Here is a 17,842-nt window from a genome sequence, read left to right as displayed (position 1 = left end):
GCAGGGCCATGCAGGTTGGATTTATCGGTACAGGATTGATGGGGGCTCCGATGGCAGCCCGGCTAGTGGAAGTGGGGCATTCCGTTACGGCCTACAATCGCACGGCTTCTAAATTAGAGCCACTAAGAGAATTAGGCGTTGAGATCGCATCCTCCCCCACCCAAGTCATTCAAGCTGCTGATGTCATCATTCTGATGCTCACCAATGCTGCTGCCATTCAGGAACTGCTAACGCCCACGGCATCCGCTCTATCAGGACGAACCCTGATTCAAATGGGCACTATTGCCCCTGCTGAAAGCAAAGCCATTCACGGACAGGTCCAAACAGCCAGTGGCACCTATTTAGAAGCCCCGGTATTAGGCAGCATCCCTGAATCTAAGGCCGGAACGTTGCTGGTGATGGCGGGAGCTGCCCCTCAAGATTTTGAGACCCAGCTTCCCCTCCTCAAAGTCTTTGGACCCGATCCTTTATTGGTCGGTCCGGTGGGCACCGCCGCTGCTCTTAAACTTGCTCTTAACCAGCTGATTGGTGGACTGACCACGGCTTTTGCCACTAGCCTATCCTTCTGCCAAACCTATGGCGTCGAAGTTGAGACCTTTATGCAGATCCTTAGAAACAGCGCCCTCTATGCTCCCACCTTCGATAAAAAACTGACTCGAATGCTAGATCAAAACTTTGAGAATCCTAATTTCCCCACCAAACACCTGCTCAAAGACATGACCTTATTTCAACAGGCAGCCCAAGCCGAAGGACTGCCTACCGAAAACACCGAAGCAATCCAAACCATTATCCAAAGAGCAATGGTTCAATTCGCAGAGGCAGATTATTCAGCCCTCTACACAGCAGTGCAGAAGGCTGAGCCCAATGGGTGATTCGCTACTAGAGAAATTAGCCAAACCGATAATGCTTGCGCACGGCACTTTGAATGGTCCAGGTACAAGACATGCCAGCCGGAAACGTCACCAAGTCCCCTTTGCCCATGGTCGCGGGTTCTCCACCATCAGGGGTGACTACCACTTCGCCTTGCAAGAAATAGCAGGTTTCAGACTCATCATAGGTCCAAGGAAATTCTGATTCTTCTTTGGACCAAATCGGCCAGTTTAGGACCCGCAACTCTTGTAGGCGATCCACACTAGGCTGATGTTCGACCTGAATTTGAGTCTGTTGCTCCGTATTCATTTGGAATTCCCTTTAAACTTCTCACTAGAGCAGCTTAGCATTCTGATTTAGTCAGATAGGCTAGTCCCTTCCCTAAATCAACCCAAGCGTAGTCTGGGGAGAATATCCAGGGAAAATTTGCTTGAGATGCTTCGATTCAATGCCCATGCCTTTGGTGAGCAACGGTGCGATCGCATCTCTAAAATCCGTCGTAATTTCCAAGTCTCGACTTTGATATCGCTGGGATTCAGCTAACCCTGGCCACTCCCCATAGACCTTGCCCCCTTGAATCTGCCCTCCCAGCACCCACAGAACATTGCCATGGCCATGATCCGTCCCGCCGTTGCCATTTTCAGCCACCGTACGGCCAAACTCAGACATCACCACAATTGTCGTGTCATCAAAGGTTTTGCCCAGATCTGCTTTGATTTGATTCAATCCTTCTCCCAAGGGCTTTAGCAACTGTGCGAGACGACCTTGGGTGGACCCTTGATTGACATGGGTATCCCAGCCCCCCAGAGAGACAAAGGCGATTTGGGTCTCAGCATTCCCACTCAACAGTTGAGCAATCCGGCGACCATTCGTCTTCAGACTAGAAGGACCCGGTGCTCCCCTGGACGCTTTCATCATTTCTGTATTGAGTTCAGCTTTGAGGATCTCCCTCGCTTCTAAGCCTTCCTGATAGGCACGCCCCAGATTGGTATCGCCTTCATACAGGCGATCAAACGCAGATTGAATCGGCAGTCGATCCAAAGGCAGAGGTCGGATGGCCTGCCGTCCAAAGGCTAGGTTCGCCACCGACTTAGACCCCGACAAAATCAAGGGCGTCTGATTGCCCAGATTCAGGGCTTGGGTAGGTCGGCCTGCGGGTAGATGGGCTAATACTCGATTTAACCAGCCATCACCCTGTTTTTTATTCCCAGGGGTTCCCAGCTCCATATAATCCTGAGCATCAAAGTGGGAACGGGTTGGATCCGGCGATCCACAAGCATGGACAAAGGCCAACTGCTTCGACTTCCACAAAGGCATCAGATCTGCTAAAGCTGGATGCAAGCCAAACTGTCCATCTAAATCAATGGCCCCTTTCGCTTCATCGGGTTTGGCGATGGCTAAGGTTGGTCGGGCATCGTAATAGCCCAACTCTCGGTAGGGAACGACCACATTCAGACCATCTACAGCCCCCCGCAAGAGAATCACAATCAGTTTAGGTTGTCGCCCAGAGAAGCCTTGGGAATAAACGGGTTGCTTCCCTAACCAACTCAACCCCATCGCGGTCACACCTGAGGCAGCTGCATACTGTAAAAATTGTCGGCGTCTCATCATTATTCCTATTCTCAGAGTTGTCAATTCGTTCAGGAATCGATTTAGCGATACATCATTTCAGGGCTGCCCAGCATCAATGCCGCCCGTAAATTTCGTGGACTGTTATCAATCACAGATTTCGTTTGGGTAGAAAAACGGTCCCCTAGTGTCTGCTCTAATTGATCTGGTGGTACAGGTGTCTTTTGTCGGCCATAGCCCCGGGCAAACGCGGTCGCTAAACTGATTCGGCGAATCGTGGTATCCGGACTGAGCCAAGCCGATTCAGTATTGGCATACCCATTAGGGGTTTGGCATTCATACAGCGGCATACTGAACTGCCGTAGTGCTCCAGCCACCAAGCGAGGTTTCACCGTGAGATATCCCGTGGCTCTCGCCATTGAAATTACATATTCATAGGGGGTTTTAAATTTCTGTCCATAATACTGAGGCTCTCTAAATTCAGGACTGTCAAATAAAGTTTCTAATACCCCTCGAATATTGCCATCCGTCGCGAGGAATCGTTGAGTCAGGCGATCCACTAAAGCTGGGGGAGGCGTATCCGCCACAAAATACTGGGCTAACTTATAGCTAATATGTTGGGCAGTGGCTGGATGGGTTGCCAATATATCTAGCAGTTCTTCCCCTTCTGCCATTCCTTGACCCTGAATGGGCTGCCCTAAGAATGTTTTACGGCTATTGTCATGGCGTCTAGCATCAAAGACAAAGGCCTGTTTAGCTTGTAATCGCTGGCGGCCTCGGGGTAACCCCCACCCGGTTAAAACTTTCGCGGCTGACACCACATCAGCCTGAGAATAGCCACCCTTAACCCCCATGGTGTGGAGTTCCAGCAACTCCCGAGCATAATTTTCGTTTAATCCCTTAAACCGACCGCGGGCTCCAGGGCTATTGGGGGCTGTATTTTGCCAATTATCCAGATAAAACAACATGGCCGGATGTTTGGCTGTTGCCCCCAATAAATCTCGAAAAGAACCGAAGACATAGGGGCGAATCGCCTCTTGCTCATAGGCACCGACCCATAACCGGGTTCTCCCTTTTTTGGCGGATACATTGAAGTGGTTGAACCAGAAGTTCACCATCACTTCTTCCAGTTGGTTCGGACTAGAAATCGCCCGAATCAACCGAGCTTCAGATGCCTCGCGAAAAGGGATACGAGATCGACGTCGGCGTTGTTTGCGTTCTTGGGGGCTGAGCTTGGGCTTCCCCTTGCCGGGTCGCCTAAATCCATATTGCCGCTCTAGCTGCATCGGTGTGAGGGGCAAGGTTTTATACTGCCGCAGTTGACGCTTCAGTCTGGGTGAATCTTGACTAGGTGAAAGCTGTTCTTGAATATAATCATCAATTCCTACCGCCTTGACATGCTGCAGATCCCCTGGACTGGGGCCAAAGCTCAGGCGATTGATGACATGAACCGCATCCGCCTCCATCGAGGCAGCCAGTACGGGGTCTCCGTTGGCACTCCCCGTCCAAATTCCCAATGCCAACATGAGACACAGGGAAACTTTAAGAATTTTGTCTGAAAATTTTGCCATATTCTGTGGTGTAGCCTAATTCTTAGACAGCCGGTGTCCGAATTAGGTTCAATGACAAAACCATCAATATTTTGTTTCTGGCAACAACCAGCCCATCAATATCAGCCAGAACAGTAATCGGCCAAGACTACCAGATCTTTCGGTTGGACCTTGGGCTAAAACCTTTTAATAATCTCCAGTTAAACTTGAACAGCGTCGAATAGAGAAGCAAAATTTTGATAGAGCACTTTTTCCACATCTACCGGCTCCATCGGTTTAGCAAATAAGTAGCCTTGCGCATATTCACATCCCAAGTTTTTCAGCCGGTTGGCCTGCTCTAAAGTCTCTACCCCTTCAGCTACCACATCGATGTTCAAACTATGGGCAAGCTGAACTACAGCTTGAATAATCTCTGACTCAGTTCCAGAAGTATCAATGGTTTCCACAAAGGATCGATCGATCTTAAGATTATCGACGGGGAGTTGATGGAGATAGCTTAAAGAGGCATACCCCGTTCCAAAGTCATCCATACTGAGTTGAATCCCCAAGCCTTTAATTTGCCGCAGCATTGCCGCCGCATATTCCAAATTGTTGAACACCATCGTCTCGGTGATTTCGAGCTTTAATCCCCTCGGGTCAAGCTCCGTTTCGGCTAAGATGCCTCGGATTGAATCCAGCAAATCCAGCTGATCAAGCTGCCGAGCCGATAAGTTGACATGCATACTCAACGGCAAATGGGTTTGATTACGCCATTTGTGGATCTGCTCACAGGCTTCTCTCAAGATCCAGGCACCAATGGGAATAATTAGGCCGCTATCCTCTGCGATCGCAATAAACTGATCCGGTGACAACAACCCTAATGTGGGATGTTGCCATCGCACTAACGCTTCAAAGGCCTGCAGAGAACCATCTGCTAAGGAGATGATGGGTTGATAGCAAACCCGTAACTCATTTTGCCAAACCGCCCGGGACAAATCATGTTCCAACTGCATGCGAGTCAGGGATTGCAAATGCATCATCTGGTGAAAAATCGCATAATTCTCTGCCCCATGACTTTTGGCATATTCCAGTGCCGTACAAGCATCACGGATCAAATCTTCCGGTTGTTGATACAGAGCCGAGCCCATGGCAATCCCCATATCAAACTGGATATGAATATCTTGGGAGTGGATCGCGTAAGGGACCAAGAGATGGCGCTGAATTTTTTCGGTAATTTTTCGAGTCTCTTGTTCACCATCAACAGGCCGAAGGAGAACAACAAAATCATCTCCACCGAAACGAGCTGCGATATCATCGGGCCTTAAAAGCTCAGATAATCGCTGGGCAACCATCATCAACAGTTGGTCACCCGCCCATAATCCTAAGCGGGTGTTAATGGCCTTAAAGTGCTTAATATCGATGTAGAGAAGGGCAAAAGAGCCATCTGGCCCAGTTTTGGTCTGGGACAGAGCATCCACCAACCGCAGTCGAATAAAGGACTGGTTGGGTAACTCCGTTAGCCAATCATAAAAAATACTGTGGCGTAGCTGCTCAGCGGCTCGTTTTCGTTCAGCACTCTGGGCCAGGGCATTTTCTCGACCTTGCTGAATCAAAACAGACTTTTCTGTATAGGTCGTCTGGGATAGAGCAATCAGTATGATTCTTTGGTCATCCAGGCTTAGGGCTGATGCTTCCAGAGGGATTTCAGATCCATCTTGATTCACTTCAACCCACAAACCAGACTTGAGGACTTGTTCTTGCTTCGTTTGCCAAAACTGCAACGCATCTTCCAAGAAATAGGTCAGAAAAGGAAACGACTCTGCAAGATCAATCACAGGTGAGGGTTCTTGATCCGCCCCCATTAAAGACTGATACCAGGGCGGTAGATGACCCATCACCTGAAAAGATTGGTCATCTTGGTATTCCAAAACTAAAATTTCTAGAGCCGATAATACCTGTGCTAAAGCAGCCTTTGACATCGTTCAACTATCCGCATGTCTTCTGGCACCATTCTGCCTGGAAGCACTATTACGATTACAGGCATCCCATACTTCTGCCATGACCTGGACGGCAACCTCAATAGGAAGCCTTTCTAAGGTACTGCTATGGTGAAATTTAAGGCTGATTGCCAGTTGTTTACGCAAGACTGACACTTCATCAGGAACATCAGGTTGGAAATCAGACTGGAAAACAGTTTCATTTTCCATAGGTTTTAAAGATACTCTATTCAGGTTTTCCCTAGTGTTCCCCAGTTGTCCCCTCTTTTTTGCGAGGGAGGCCAAATTCAACGTTCTATTAAATTTAGTCAAAGCAAAATTTGAGGCTTTTTGTTATCAATAGCTAATCTATATTTTGGCTCAGGGTATAGGGCCAAACCCTACAAATTGTCTCCAATTAGAGATTAAGCACTCGACAGAGTTCTATAATTGACGGCGGTCAATCTGCTGAGGTTTGGCATACTCCCCCGGATTATAGAGGTCTATAAATGTTAAAAGCTGTTGTAAAACTTGCAGTCTTAGTGGCTGTATTGTGGTTTGGGGCCATTCCCCCTGATCTTGCCCATGCCCAAATGAGAATGGGGCCCCTATCCAAGGAAGCCATTAAAAATGTGCCGGCTCTCCGTCAAACCAAAATCTGTGAAGGCTGTGATTTAGCCGGAGCAAACTTACGGAGTTTCGAGTTACAAAATGGCAATTTGAAGAATGCGGACTTAACAAATTCCACGATCCAATTTAGCGATCTAACGAATGCCACTTTAGAGGGGGCAAATCTCTCCAGTTCTCGTATCGAAGACACGATTGTAACGGGAGCAAATTTCTCTAAAGCCGATTTATCTGTGTCTAACTTAAACGGTTGTGACTTTAGTGGTGTCAACCTACAAGGCGCAATTCTCCGTGCTGCAACCTTGAACAAGACCAATTTTGCCAATGCAGATCTACGAGGTGCAATGCTACGAGCTGCAAATTTGAATGGCGCCAACCTTGAGGGAGCGAATCTTGAGGGAGCAAACCTCTGTAATACGGTCATGCCTGATGGGACCTTAAGCTTTCGCAATTGTCGACCCCCAGAATAATGTCATTGGAGATGTGCCTTCTCTTATCCTTTGCTGTTGAACGGGTATCCCCTTAACGATTTAAAAATTGCACTGAACTTATGACACTCCAGGAGTTACATTCTGGAGTGTTTTTTACGGTTTCTAGCAAATTAAGAGTGGAGGATATAAAAAACTTGGCGAGTTTATTGGAACAAATAAGACTTTATAGATAGTATTTTCTAGAGGGGGATTTAAATCATCAACATCTTCATCAACGCATTCGGCCTAATTTTGATTAAGATGATGATCATTTAATCTGGTGGTCCATAATATGTGGACCAGGCCAGTGAAAGTAGCCTACTCTTTTTATTAGATAGTCCCCAACAATGATCCGCATTCTTCTAGTTGATGATCAGAAAGTGATTCGCCAAGGACTCAAAGCCTTGTTGGAATCGGAATCTGACTTGCAGATTGTAGGACTGGCCGAAAACGGCAAAATGGGTGTGTCAATGGCAGAACAACTTCAGCCTGATGTTGTTTTGGTTGATATGTATATGCCCATCATGGATGGCGCTGCAGCCACAGAGATTATTTGCCAGCGCTGTCCCGATACCAAAGTCTTACTATTGAGCAGTGCAGATGATGACAAATGCATTGCGGATGCTTTACGAGCAGGGGCAATGGGATATCTTCTTAAGAACGCATCTTCCGAAGAAGTTGCCAATGCAATTCGCTCTGTTTATAAGGGGTATACCCAACTGAGTCCGGGCCTCTTAAAGAAAGTAATGAATCGCAACCCTCCCACCACAGAGGCAGAGACTTCTTCTGCGGACCTTACCGCCCTGGAAAAGCGGTTGCTGCTCATCCTTAAGGACTCGGACACATTAGACAGTTCCAGCATCGACGCTTTTACAGGCTTGATCTCTTCTCCATCTGAAGCGAAGAAACTGTTGCCGCACTTGAAGCAAAAACTGGAGCGACAACCAGATCATGTTCTGGCTTATTATATTCTGGGCATTTTATTATTCGAGTATCAACATCAGGCCAAAGTCGCTTTAAACTGTTGGCGCAAAGGATTTAAACAAGCTCTGTCACAAGGGATATCTCTAGAAGGCTTATTTCTCTTTTGTCAGTCCATTTCTTTAATCAGTCCTGATGAAGCTTATATCGGCATCAAGCAAGTTCTAGACACCCATGGAAAGCTTGTTCCTGCGTCCACACTGGGAGCAATGGCAGAACGAGTGTTTGGCCCTGAATCTGAGTGTACTCAAGTTCTAACCATTGCATGGCAAATTAGACAGATGAACACTTTACTTGATGAACATTACCCCTTAAAGTCTAAGCTTGACGACTTAAATATTAGGTTTGCAATGCCTGGAATAAAAAAACAAGTTTATAGCCTTTGAGGAGATGGGTTTTGAGTGCAATTGATCAACTGGAGAAAGAATTAGAAGATCTGCGAAGTCGGTTTAGTCAAGCTTTTCAGGTGTTGGATGGCTTTTCTCAACTGCAGACTCATTTTGAGCAACTCACCCAAACCCAGCAAGAGCTAGAACAATCTCTAAGCCAAGCTAAAAACTCATTAGAGGACGCTTCGGCCCCCTCAGAACTACAAGAGCAATATACGGAGCTTGAGTCACAATTCGAAGCTAAATATGCCCAATTACAATCGGATATTTTAGATTTAAGGCATAGTTTTGAAGCTACAACCTATGATCTCCAAGAGCAGCTTCACCACGATCGCAATCAACTCAAACAGCTAGAACAAACAGCATCTCCCGCTCCTGGTGCAGATACCAACAAGTTGGACTGGCTAGAAAATTCCATGCAGGACTTGAGCAACCTAATTTATGCCGACCGCTCTGCTTTGCAACATTTGGATCGACGCCTCAACCACGTCAAACGAGTCACCGACATCATCACGATTGTGGGTGCAAGTGGCTTTTTTGTGATGACGATTATTATGGTGGTGACTCGCTAGTCTGGGTGTTATCGAAGGATTATCTAACCCCCACCACTTCGGCAGAAGCACTCTTAATCGAGAAGATCTTTTCCACGATATCAGACACTACTTTATCTGGAGTTGAGGCCCCTGACGTCACCCCAATGGCAAGGGGCCCCTTCGGCAGCCAATTGTCTGTAACTGTCAGATCTGCGTTAAGAGGCTTATGCTCAACTCGATTGCCTGGACCAATGCGATCGACACTATCAATGTGATAGGAAGGAATATTTTTATCAATTGAGATCTCTTGAAGATGGGTCGTATTGGATGAATTAAAGCCACCAATCACGACCATTAAATCCAGGGGTTCATCGACCAATTGAAAAATCGCATCCTGCCGCTCTTGGGTGGCATCGCAAATGGTGTTGAAACTGAGGAAATGCTCGTTGACCTGGGCAGGGCCATACTTACGCATAACGGTGCGTTCAAAAAGTTTACCTATTTGCTCGGTTTCACCTTTAAGCATCGTCGTTTGGTTGGCAATTCCAACTCGCTCTAAATCTGTTTCAGGGTCAAATCCAGGGGAGTGGGCATTGGCAAACTTAGCCATAAAATCGGCTCGACGCTGCTCCCGTTCTGAGGGGGTGTCTCCTGGATTCAGAATATAGTCTGCGACATATTCTGCTTCTTCCAGGTTGAGTAAGATGAGATAAGTCCCCGCAAAGGAACTTGTGGCAATAGTCTCTTCATGCTTGTACTTGCCATGAATAATCGACGTATAGGCCCCTTTCTTATGTTTTTCGACGGAGGTCCAAACCTTGGACACCCAGGGACAGGTGGTATCCATAATGGTGCAGCCTTTGTCGTGGAGTAACTGCATTTCCTGAACACTGGCACCAAAGGCTGGCAGGATGACGACATCATTTTGGCCCACCACGGTGAAATCTTTCTGACCATCGGGTTGCACCGGAATAAACTCTACTTTCATATCCCGCAGGTTCTTGTTGACTGAAGGATTGTGAATAATTTCGTTGGTTATCCAAATGCGCTCTTGGGGAAACTGACGACGCGTTTCATAGGCCAAGGCAATGGCCCGCTCAACCCCCCAGCAAAAGCCAAAAGCTTCTGCTAAGTGAATGGTGACATCTCCCTGTTGAAGGCGATACCCATTATTGCGAATTTGTTGGATGAGCTTGCTATTGTACTCAGACTGCAGCAAGTTGGTCACTTCTTCTTCGTGACCAAATCCCTTCCGATGATACTGCTCTGATTTATGCAGCGACCGCTTAAAGGCTTTTGTATCCATGAATATATTCCTGCATCTAGGGGGAAACGCCCTTCAGATGAGTCCCTAAAAGAACTTTTAAGACACTGAAAGAGGCCAATTCAATCTTGCTGCAACAAGGGCAACTCTTTCATCATACTGGGAACAGATCACCTATACACGGTTGGCCTAGGGGAACGGACTGAATATCTCATTCCGTTTTTGCTAGGGATTGGGTGAGTAATCCTTGAGTGGGGCTAAATAGAAACGCCAATAAAAAGAAGCTGAAGGCCACTAAAACAATGGCAGGGCCTGAGGGTAAGTTGAAGTGAAAGCTTAGATACATGCCGGTGATACTGGAGATCACCCCGATGGTAGCCCCAACGATCATCATCATATGCAGCCGATAGACCAGGAGGTAAGCCGTTGCTCCTGGGGTAATCAACATCGCTAACACCAAAATCACCCCCACGGACTTGAGACTCGCCACAATGGTGAGGGCAATCAACACCATCAGCCCGAAATTGAGCAGATTAGTGGGTAATCCTGCGGCCTGAGCACCAACGGGGTCGAAGGTGTAAAGCATCAACTCTTTAAAAAGCAGTACGATCACCACTAGGACAATCAGCGTAATCACCAAGGTATTAATCACTTCAGATTGGGTAACGCTGAGGATATTGCCAAATAGAAAGTGATTGAGATCGATTTTGTTTTCTTTCTGAACAACAGTGATCAGGGTAATGCCTAGGGCAAAGAAGGCCGAGAACACAATTCCCATGGCGGCGTCTTCTTTAATTTGTGATTGGGTATGAATCCAGGCAATCACAACGGTACTAAATACCCCCGCAATAAATGCCCCTAGGAAAATATCTATGCCAATGATGTAGGCAATAACAAGGCCAGGTAATACGGAGTGACTAATGGCATCTCCTAATAGGGCCAAACGCTGCACCATCAGGTAGCAGCCAACAGTGGCGCAAACGATTCCCACTAGAACTGCTGTGAGTAAAGAACGCTGCATAAATTCTGCTTGCAGTGGCTCAATTAAGAGGTCATACATTCTGATTTGTCGTGAATGGGGTTAGGCCGCGTTAGATTCAAAGAAAGGCACATGTCCGCCAAACGCCCGTTGAATATTGTTCTTGGTCAATACATCTTCGCGAGAACCGCTAGCAATCAGTTCACGGTTAAGCAAAATTAAATCATCAAAGTTGGTAATGGCCTGTCCTAGGTCATGGTGAACCACCAGCACAGTATGTCCTGTGTGAGCTAATTCATGCAGGATATTAAACACGATGGCTTCGGTTTTTTTATCAATGCCAGCGAGGGGTTCGTCTAGACAAAAAATGTCGGCTTCTTCGGTTAACGCCTTTGCTAAAAAGACGCGCTGTTGCTGTCCTCCCGAAAGCTGACCAATGGGGCGATGCTTTAAGTTGGCAATCCCTACTCGCTCTAATGCGTCTGCAGCCAAACGCCGAGACACAGTGGAGTAGCGCTTTAGCCAGCCGGTCTTGCGAATCCGACCCATAAGGACGACATCCCAAACCGTGGCGGGGTAGGTCCAATCAATTTGCGATCGCTGCGGGATATACGCGACTCTATCCAACTGCTGCTTGAGGGGCTTATCCCCCCACATCACCTGTCCACTCGTGGGCAAAACCAAACCCAGCATTGCTTTCAGCAGCGTACTTTTCCCAGCTCCATTCGGGCCAATAATACCGGTTAATCGTCCCGAGCTGACGGAGCAAGTCACGTTGGTGAGGGCTTTTACCATACGGTATTGCACACCTAAATGGTCCACAGCCAGACTGCTAGCACTGTTCATGCACAAATTCTCATCGTTTTTAAGGAAGGACAAAGCGTTTGCACCTATAAATTGCGTTGAATTTTTAGGTGTAAACACCTGAGAAATGAAAGGAATGCAATTAAAGATGAAACGATTATGAAAATACTGTAGCATCAAAAAGTGAAAGCATTATGAAAAATTGATGGAAACGCCATGACAACTTCCTTCCTAAAGCGCCAATTTGACTCCTGGGCATGGGTGATCGGCGGATTATTTCTGGGGTTGAGTTTGGTTGGATGTACCGGAAATCAGGACACTGACCAATCAGGGAAGCCCAAGGTTGTCGCGACCAACACGATTTTGCAAGACTGGACGGCAGAAGTCGCCGGGGATGAAGTTGAATTGGTGGGTATCCTACAGCCAGGGGCAGACCCCCACGTTTATGAGCCCGTCCCGGCGGATAATTTAAGAATTGAACAAGCCGATCTGATTTTCTACAATGGCTACAACTTGGAACCAGGCTTGATTAAGCTAATTGAATCGACCCAGAAATCTAAAGTGTTTGCTGTGGGGGAAGTGGTGACGCCCCTGGATTTCGATTATGAGGGTAAGCGAGAGCCCGATCCTCATGTTTGGGGCGATGCCAAAAATGCCATCAAAATGGTGAACGCCATTCGCGACCAGCTAATTGAGCTATCCCCGGAGGATAAAGAAGAATTTACTCAAAATGCAGCTGAATTCACGAAAGAACTGGCAGCGGTGGATCAATGGATTGGCCAACAGATGCAAACTATTCCCCCGCAACAACGACAGTTAGTCACGACCCATGATGCCTTTCAATACTATGCCAAAGCCTATGACCTCACGGTCGCTGGGACCCTGATTGGCATGAGTACGGAAGAGCAGCCCAGTGCTCAAACCGTCAAACGGCTTTCGGATGATATTAAAGAAGCCAAGGTACCGGCTATTTTTGCGGAAACCACCATTAACCCAGCCTTGATCAAAACCGTGGCGGCGGAAGCCAAGGTAAAGCTAGCGGAGCAAGAGCTGTACTCAGATTCCATTGGTGCCCCGGGAACTGAAGCCGATACTTATATCAAGATGCTTCAGGTGAATACTCGCACAATTGTGGAAGCGTTAGGGGGCAACTACACCGAATTTCAGGCAGCATTATCCGAAAAAAAGGAATAAACACTTCACCCAGTTGATGCAAGCCAGCAGGCCATACCCTACCAAGGCAACAGACTACCATCCCAGGAAAAGAACTGGCCACTGTCTTCTTTTCCCAGTCCGTCCAGAACAGCCAAGAGCTGAGTGACGGTCCGATCAATCGAAAACAGCTTTTCCGGTGGGACATTTCGCTGAAAAGGTTTGGAGAGTTTGGTATCCGTCGTGCCTGGGTGTAGTGTGACCACAATGGTTTGAGGACTGCGACGACGATACTCAATCGAAGCAGTTCGCATCAGCATATTCAAGGCGGCTTTGGAGGCTCGATACCCATACCATCCCCCTAAATGGTTATCGCCAATACTGCCAATCTTGGCCGAGATAGTCGCAAAGAGACTGGGATGATCATGTTTCAACAACGGCAATAGATGTTTAGCCCATAGAGCTGCCCCAATACTATTGACTTGGAAATATCGCGTTAACTGTTCAGCATTGAGCTGCCGCAATCCTTTCTCAGGCTGTAGATCCCCTTCATGGAGAATGCCCACGCAGTTAATCACCCAGTGGAGCAGAACACCCTCAGATTGAATCTGGTCACAGCAAGCTGCTATTTGTGCTTCTTCAGTAATATCTACGGCAATGCAGGACACCCGTTCTGGATATTGGGCCGCCAGCGTGAGCAATCCTACAGCTGAGTCTTGGGAGCGGTAGGTGGCATAAATGGTTTGAATGTGGGGCCGTTGGAGCAGATGCTGAACAAACCCTAAGCCAATGCCTTGACTGGCCCCAATCACCAGGGCATTGGACTCACTCATACCAACGGTGGACTAACCATAGGAAGCTGGCTACTAACATCGGGACAGGTTTGATTGGCAAAATCACAGCGATAGAGATGGGGCTTTTGCCAGCTTAACGGAATTTCCAAGAGATCGCGGGTGCCGGTGATACCTTGTCCCAGAAAGAGTAGAGTGGCCACACAGTTGAGGAGAATATGGATCCGTCGCCATACTTGGGTGCGATCGCGATAAATGTCTTGCACCATGGCCAAAGACAGAATCATCAGTACCGTGGCAATCATGCCATAGTAAAAATGAGACACAAACCACTCATCATCCCGGCGGAATACTCCATCTTGCAACCCCAGGACAATCACCCCCAGACTGGTTAATCCAGCGAAGGTTGCTCGCCAATACCAGGGCTTAGCCCGATAGAGCAGGACGAGGGAACCAATCGTCGCCAGGAACATGCAGACGATAAATACCACCTGAAACGGGTTCGTGGTCCACAGCTGTGTTTCCATAATCTTGCGGCTAATGGGAGCAGCCAAGCCCAACAGGGCCAAGCCCACCACCGATCCGGTTAGCCAACGCCCCATCTGCACATGTTCGGGGCCTACCTGAGGAGGAATTTTACTTTTTCCCGGAGATGTCTGGAGCCGTCGGCGACGAGTCAAAATCGAACGGTTTAATACCATACCAATCAGTGGGAAGACCACAACCACGGCAAAAACAGGGTGCAGTAATAGAATGACATCATTGAGGGTCATGATTTGCTCCAATGCGCTCGGCCTGGGATCAGACCGATGGTCAACATAAGGTTTGAGGGCGTTAGGTTTTGGCAACTTCCACCGGGTTGATCTTCCTTTGTCGATCAAATAGGATCCGGGGAGTGAAGAAGCTCTTGACGAGTAAGTAGAGGGACTGTAACTCCCCAGGGGCCTGAGGGCTTTTCCACTGACCAGGTCGACAGAACAGCATTTCGACTAACCTGCGGTATTGGGGCGTCGTTACCTCGGCAAATTTCAGCTGGACAATCGGGTAATCATCTTCCCGCTGCTGAATCTGAGTAATAACCGCCTGGAGACATAAGTTCTCTTCTTGAATCTCAACCTGGACGGATTCTCCAAAATAATGTCTGGGTAATCCAGCTTGGGTCAGGGCAATTTCGGCACCGCCTTCCGAAATCATGGTGGTGATTCCCCATAACTTCAGGTCTCCCAAAGTGAGTCGAACCGTACGTCGTAAATCGAACCACTCGTAAAGATCGGGCTTAGGAGCATCCAGCAAAATTAGTAGGGCCACCCCTAACACAATCAGATTGTAAGAACTCCAGAGCCAGCCCAGTTCGATCCCTTTAATTTGTAGGGCCACTTCTGGTTCAACGGTGGTTGACCAGGCTCCCTTCACCATGCACATGCCGAGATTACGCCAGAGGCTAACCGCCGTGAAGATAAACAGCACCACTAACGGAGAGGCCAATTTCCAGTTGAAGGTGTAGCGATCACTAGAGACTCCTTTGGGAGTCACCTTAAAGCCTTTGGAAAAGGGATTAAATAGAGTCTGTAAAACCGTGAGCGCCACCGGAAAGCATTGGGATACCGCATAAATATCGGAGATGAGGGCAGAGCGACTGCGCTGATTTAGCCAAGAGAAGGTGAACAGCTGCACCAAATAGTAGGGCATAAAGAAATACAGCATTTCTTGAGTGGTCGCCCGCCAAGGAATAACGCCAAAGAAGGCATAGGCCAGGGGCATCAGCAGAAACCCCACCCTAGACACACTGGTAAACCACTGCAGTAAGCCGTCTAAATGGGCAAGGCGCTGAATCAACTTCAGCCCCCTAATTCTGAGGGGGTTGGCTTCGATAAAGAAGGCTTGTAAGGTGCCCCTCGCCCAGCGAAGTCGTTGAGTAATATGGGCCGACATATTCTCTGCGGATAATCCTGCGCTCAGACTTTCCCCTAAGAAGATCACTCGCTTGCCTTTCGCGGAGAGACGAACCCCCGTAAAGTAGTCTTCACTCAGGGTCCCTGTGGCAAAGCCGCCCGCCTCGGCTAAAGCGCTACGGCGAGCCACAAAGGAGCTGCCATAGCATAGGGCAGTTTCCACCCCATCCCGTAGGGGCTGGTAATAGCGAGAGAAAATCTCAACTTCTTGGGGCAAAATATTCTCTAAGCCAATATTGCGGGCAACGGGATCGGGATTAAAAAAGCTTTGGTGGGTTTGCAGTAGGGCAATACTGTCGTTCTGAAAGAAACCCACGGTGCGTCGGAGAAAGTTTTTGGTCGGTACAAAGTCTGCATCAAAGACCGTGAGCAATTCCCCGGACGTGAAATTCAGGGCATGATTCAAATTACCAGCTTTGGCATGGAGATTATCGGGACGGATAATATACTCACACCCTAGTTCGGTCGCTAAAGCTTTGATTTCAGGTCGCCGCGTATCATCCAGCAGGTAAACGGTTTTACGAGGATAATCCATCGCCTGACAGCCAATAATGGTGCGCTTCAAAATAAAGCTGGGCTCGTCATAGGTCGGAATCATCACATCGACCGTGGGCAGATAGTCTCCATCGAGGACAGCCATTTCATTGATGTCCGCTTCCCCCAGCCGATTGGTCGAACGAGACACCAGAATAAGCTGAATAACATTGGTGACGATGGTAATGATCTCTAAGGTCAGTAGACCAATACTAAAAATGCTGTTGAAGGTATCTGAGAGATTGAGGGTCCAGAACAACCGCCACACCACATACTGCACAATCAGCAGCAGCAGGGATGTTCCCACGATCAAACGAGACCACGGTCGCGGCGAAGACGATACCTGCATAACAATCAGGACAGCCACCAGCAAGAGAACCGATGGCACAGCCAAATAATTTCCTGCGGCGACGGGGACCGCTAGCCAGAGAGGTGGATTGGCAAACAGCAGTTCCACCTGCTTAAAAATGGCCGTGACTCGATTTTCTCGGATAAACCATAGGCCCACCCCCAGTCCAGTGGCTAGAAAAATTCCCACCATGGAGAATAGGGTGAGCCGAATTCGTCGAATAAATAAATTGGGTGATAGTGCAGATTTCTGCAGACTTTTGGGCAGATCGGGGAGGTGTGGCTTCGTAGCGGTCATATCAGCTTCCTTAACGGCCATAGCTTCAGCAGATAGCCTTGCGATGGACGTGTCCTATCCAGTGGGGGGACTATTTAGGACCCTTCGCAAGGCTGTCAGTACTGTATCAAGGGTCAATCACCAACATGATGACCCAGAAACCAAGGATTGGTGAGCGTTACACCCCCTTGAGGTGATTTCCATCACACCTATTTTGCCGTGAAACGGGATAGGCTCTTCAAATCAACTAAGGCAAACCAGGACATGGCTTTAGAAAGGACATCATGACTGTCCTCATGGTTGCTGACCTTAATGAAAACTAAAAACCGTGTTTATCTCAGAAATGGGTTCTTCTGATCAAGGGGTTAGGTTTTTGGGGCCGCACCGGGGGCAGCGTCAGGTTTTTGTCTTATCCATCTCCCATGCAGATTCGATCATGGGTGCTTTGCATGACCGGTATCGGCATTTACTAGTCGTCAAGTGGGTTGCTGTGATTCAAGACTGGGCAGATATGGCTGGATGGTGGGAGTCAGAGGGGGATTGTGCGATCGCACCCCACGATACCGAAAGACTCATTGAAGGACTGGCCAGTCTGCGAGCAGAAGTTTTTGCAGGCGACTATCCCCTAGCATCAGACCTGATGGACTCTGTTCATGGTCTATATTCCTTCCTCCATCAGCATTGGATTAAAGGAGAGATAGTTTACATCGAGAATCTCTAGAGTTGCCTAAATGGACCGTATTGATCCCCTGTTGACCACCCAGGCAATACCGTTCGCAATGGGGAGAACATAAGGG

17 protein-coding genes are annotated in these 17,842 nt (G+C 48.1%); 6 read left to right on the top strand and 11 right to left on the bottom strand.

The window, feature by feature from the left end; all coding sequences use genetic code 11:
• Nucleotides 1-8: 8 nt before the first annotated feature.
• Nucleotides 9-872: an NAD(P)-dependent oxidoreductase gene (locus ON05_RS05700; protein ID WP_010471156.1), complete on the top strand. Its 864-nt coding sequence runs from the start codon at nt 9-11 to the stop codon at nt 870-872.
• Between the two features lie 16 nt (nt 873-888).
• Here the strand turns inward: ON05_RS05700 and ON05_RS05695 are convergent, their stop codons facing one another.
• The 5 genes from ON05_RS05695 to ON05_RS05675 form a co-directional block, all read right to left on the bottom strand.
• Complete coding sequence (locus tag ON05_RS05695) at nt 889-1,179, bottom strand: cupin domain-containing protein (protein ID WP_010471158.1); 291 nt, start codon at nt 1,177-1,179, stop codon at nt 889-891.
• Between the two features lie 72 nt (nt 1,180-1,251).
• On the bottom strand, nt 1,252-2,478 hold the full coding sequence (locus ON05_RS05690; protein ID WP_010471159.1) for a DUF1501 domain-containing protein: 1,227 nt from the start codon (nt 2,476-2,478) through the stop codon (nt 1,252-1,254).
• A gap of 44 nt (nt 2,479-2,522) precedes the next feature.
• Nucleotides 2,523-4,010 (bottom strand): DUF1800 domain-containing protein, encoded by a 1,488-nt coding sequence (locus ON05_RS05685; RefSeq protein ID WP_010471160.1) that lies wholly within the window; start codon nt 4,008-4,010, stop codon nt 2,523-2,525.
• A gap of 179 nt (nt 4,011-4,189) precedes the next feature.
• The gene (locus tag ON05_RS05680) at nt 4,190-5,947 is read right to left on the bottom strand and encodes a bifunctional diguanylate cyclase/phosphodiesterase (protein WP_010471161.1); all 1,758 of its coding nucleotides are present in this window, start codon (nt 5,945-5,947) and stop codon (nt 4,190-4,192) included.
• Between the two features lie 3 nt (nt 5,948-5,950).
• A complete protein-coding gene (locus ON05_RS05675) occupies nt 5,951-6,175 on the bottom strand; it encodes a hypothetical protein (protein WP_010471162.1) in 225 nt (74 codons plus the stop codon).
• 278 nt (nt 6,176-6,453) lie between these two features.
• Between ON05_RS05675 and ON05_RS05670 the strand changes: the two genes are divergently transcribed.
• The 3 genes from ON05_RS05670 (at nt 6,454) to ON05_RS05660 (ending at nt 8,983) form a co-directional block, all read left to right on the top strand.
• Nucleotides 6,454-7,041: a pentapeptide repeat-containing protein gene (locus ON05_RS05670; protein ID WP_010471163.1), complete on the top strand. Its 588-nt coding sequence runs from the start codon at nt 6,454-6,456 to the stop codon at nt 7,039-7,041.
• Nucleotides 7,042-7,388: 347 nt separating this feature from the next.
• Nucleotides 7,389-8,408 (top strand): response regulator transcription factor, encoded by a 1,020-nt coding sequence (locus ON05_RS05665; RefSeq protein WP_262561253.1) that lies wholly within the window; start codon nt 7,389-7,391, stop codon nt 8,406-8,408.
• Between the two features lie 11 nt (nt 8,409-8,419).
• Nucleotides 8,420-8,983: a hypothetical protein gene (locus tag ON05_RS05660; protein ID WP_010471168.1), complete on the top strand. Its 564-nt coding sequence runs from the start codon at nt 8,420-8,422 to the stop codon at nt 8,981-8,983.
• A 19-nt stretch (nt 8,984-9,002) separates the two neighbouring features.
• Here the strand turns inward: ON05_RS05660 and ON05_RS05655 are convergent, their stop codons facing one another.
• The 3 genes from ON05_RS05655 to ON05_RS05645 form a co-directional block, all read right to left on the bottom strand.
• Complete coding sequence (locus tag ON05_RS05655) at nt 9,003-10,250, bottom strand: 4-hydroxy-3-methylbut-2-enyl diphosphate reductase (RefSeq protein WP_010471169.1); 1,248 nt, start codon at nt 10,248-10,250, stop codon at nt 9,003-9,005.
• Between the two features lie 169 nt (nt 10,251-10,419).
• Complete coding sequence (locus ON05_RS05650) at nt 10,420-11,268, bottom strand: metal ABC transporter permease (RefSeq protein ID WP_010471171.1); 849 nt, start codon at nt 11,266-11,268, stop codon at nt 10,420-10,422.
• A gap of 21 nt (nt 11,269-11,289) precedes the next feature.
• Nucleotides 11,290-12,033 (bottom strand): metal ABC transporter ATP-binding protein, encoded by a 744-nt coding sequence (locus tag ON05_RS05645; protein ID WP_010471172.1) that lies wholly within the window; start codon nt 12,031-12,033, stop codon nt 11,290-11,292.
• Between the two features lie 174 nt (nt 12,034-12,207).
• Between ON05_RS05645 and ON05_RS05640 the strand changes: the two genes are divergently transcribed.
• The gene (locus ON05_RS05640; RefSeq protein ID WP_010471174.1) at nt 12,208-13,185 is read left to right on the top strand and encodes a metal ABC transporter solute-binding protein, Zn/Mn family; all 978 of its coding nucleotides are present in this window, start codon (nt 12,208-12,210) and stop codon (nt 13,183-13,185) included.
• A gap of 38 nt (nt 13,186-13,223) precedes the next feature.
• On the opposite strand, the gene ON05_RS05635 is transcribed toward ON05_RS05640, so the two are convergent.
• The 3 genes from ON05_RS05635 to ON05_RS05625 all read right to left on the bottom strand — a co-directional run bounded on the left by ON05_RS05635 (nt 13,224) and on the right by ON05_RS05625 (nt 17,066).
• A complete protein-coding gene (locus ON05_RS05635; RefSeq protein WP_010471179.1) occupies nt 13,224-13,976 on the bottom strand; it encodes an SDR family NAD(P)-dependent oxidoreductase in 753 nt (250 codons plus the stop codon).
• The gene (locus ON05_RS05630; protein WP_010471180.1) at nt 13,973-14,707 is read right to left on the bottom strand and encodes a DUF4079 domain-containing protein; all 735 of its coding nucleotides are present in this window, start codon (nt 14,705-14,707) and stop codon (nt 13,973-13,975) included. Before ON05_RS05630 ends, ON05_RS05635 begins: the two co-directional genes overlap by 4 nt.
• Nucleotides 14,708-14,768: 61 nt before the next feature.
• A complete protein-coding gene (locus ON05_RS05625; RefSeq protein ID WP_236618885.1) occupies nt 14,769-17,066 on the bottom strand; it encodes a glycosyltransferase family 2 protein in 2,298 nt (765 codons plus the stop codon).
• Nucleotides 17,067-17,418: 352 nt separating this feature from the next.
• Between ON05_RS05625 and ON05_RS05620 the strand changes: the two genes are divergently transcribed.
• Nucleotides 17,419-17,766 (top strand): hypothetical protein, encoded by a 348-nt coding sequence (locus tag ON05_RS05620; RefSeq protein ID WP_262561251.1) that lies wholly within the window; start codon nt 17,419-17,421, stop codon nt 17,764-17,766.
• Nucleotides 17,767-17,842: the final 76 nt, after the last annotated feature.

This window comes from Acaryochloris sp. CCMEE 5410, assembly GCF_000238775.2.
In the GTDB taxonomy this organism is placed as follows: Bacteria; Cyanobacteriota; Cyanobacteriia; order Thermosynechococcales; family Thermosynechococcaceae; genus Acaryochloris.
Note: the sequence above shows the minus strand (reverse complement) of the source record. Positions and strands in the feature narration are given on the sequence as shown.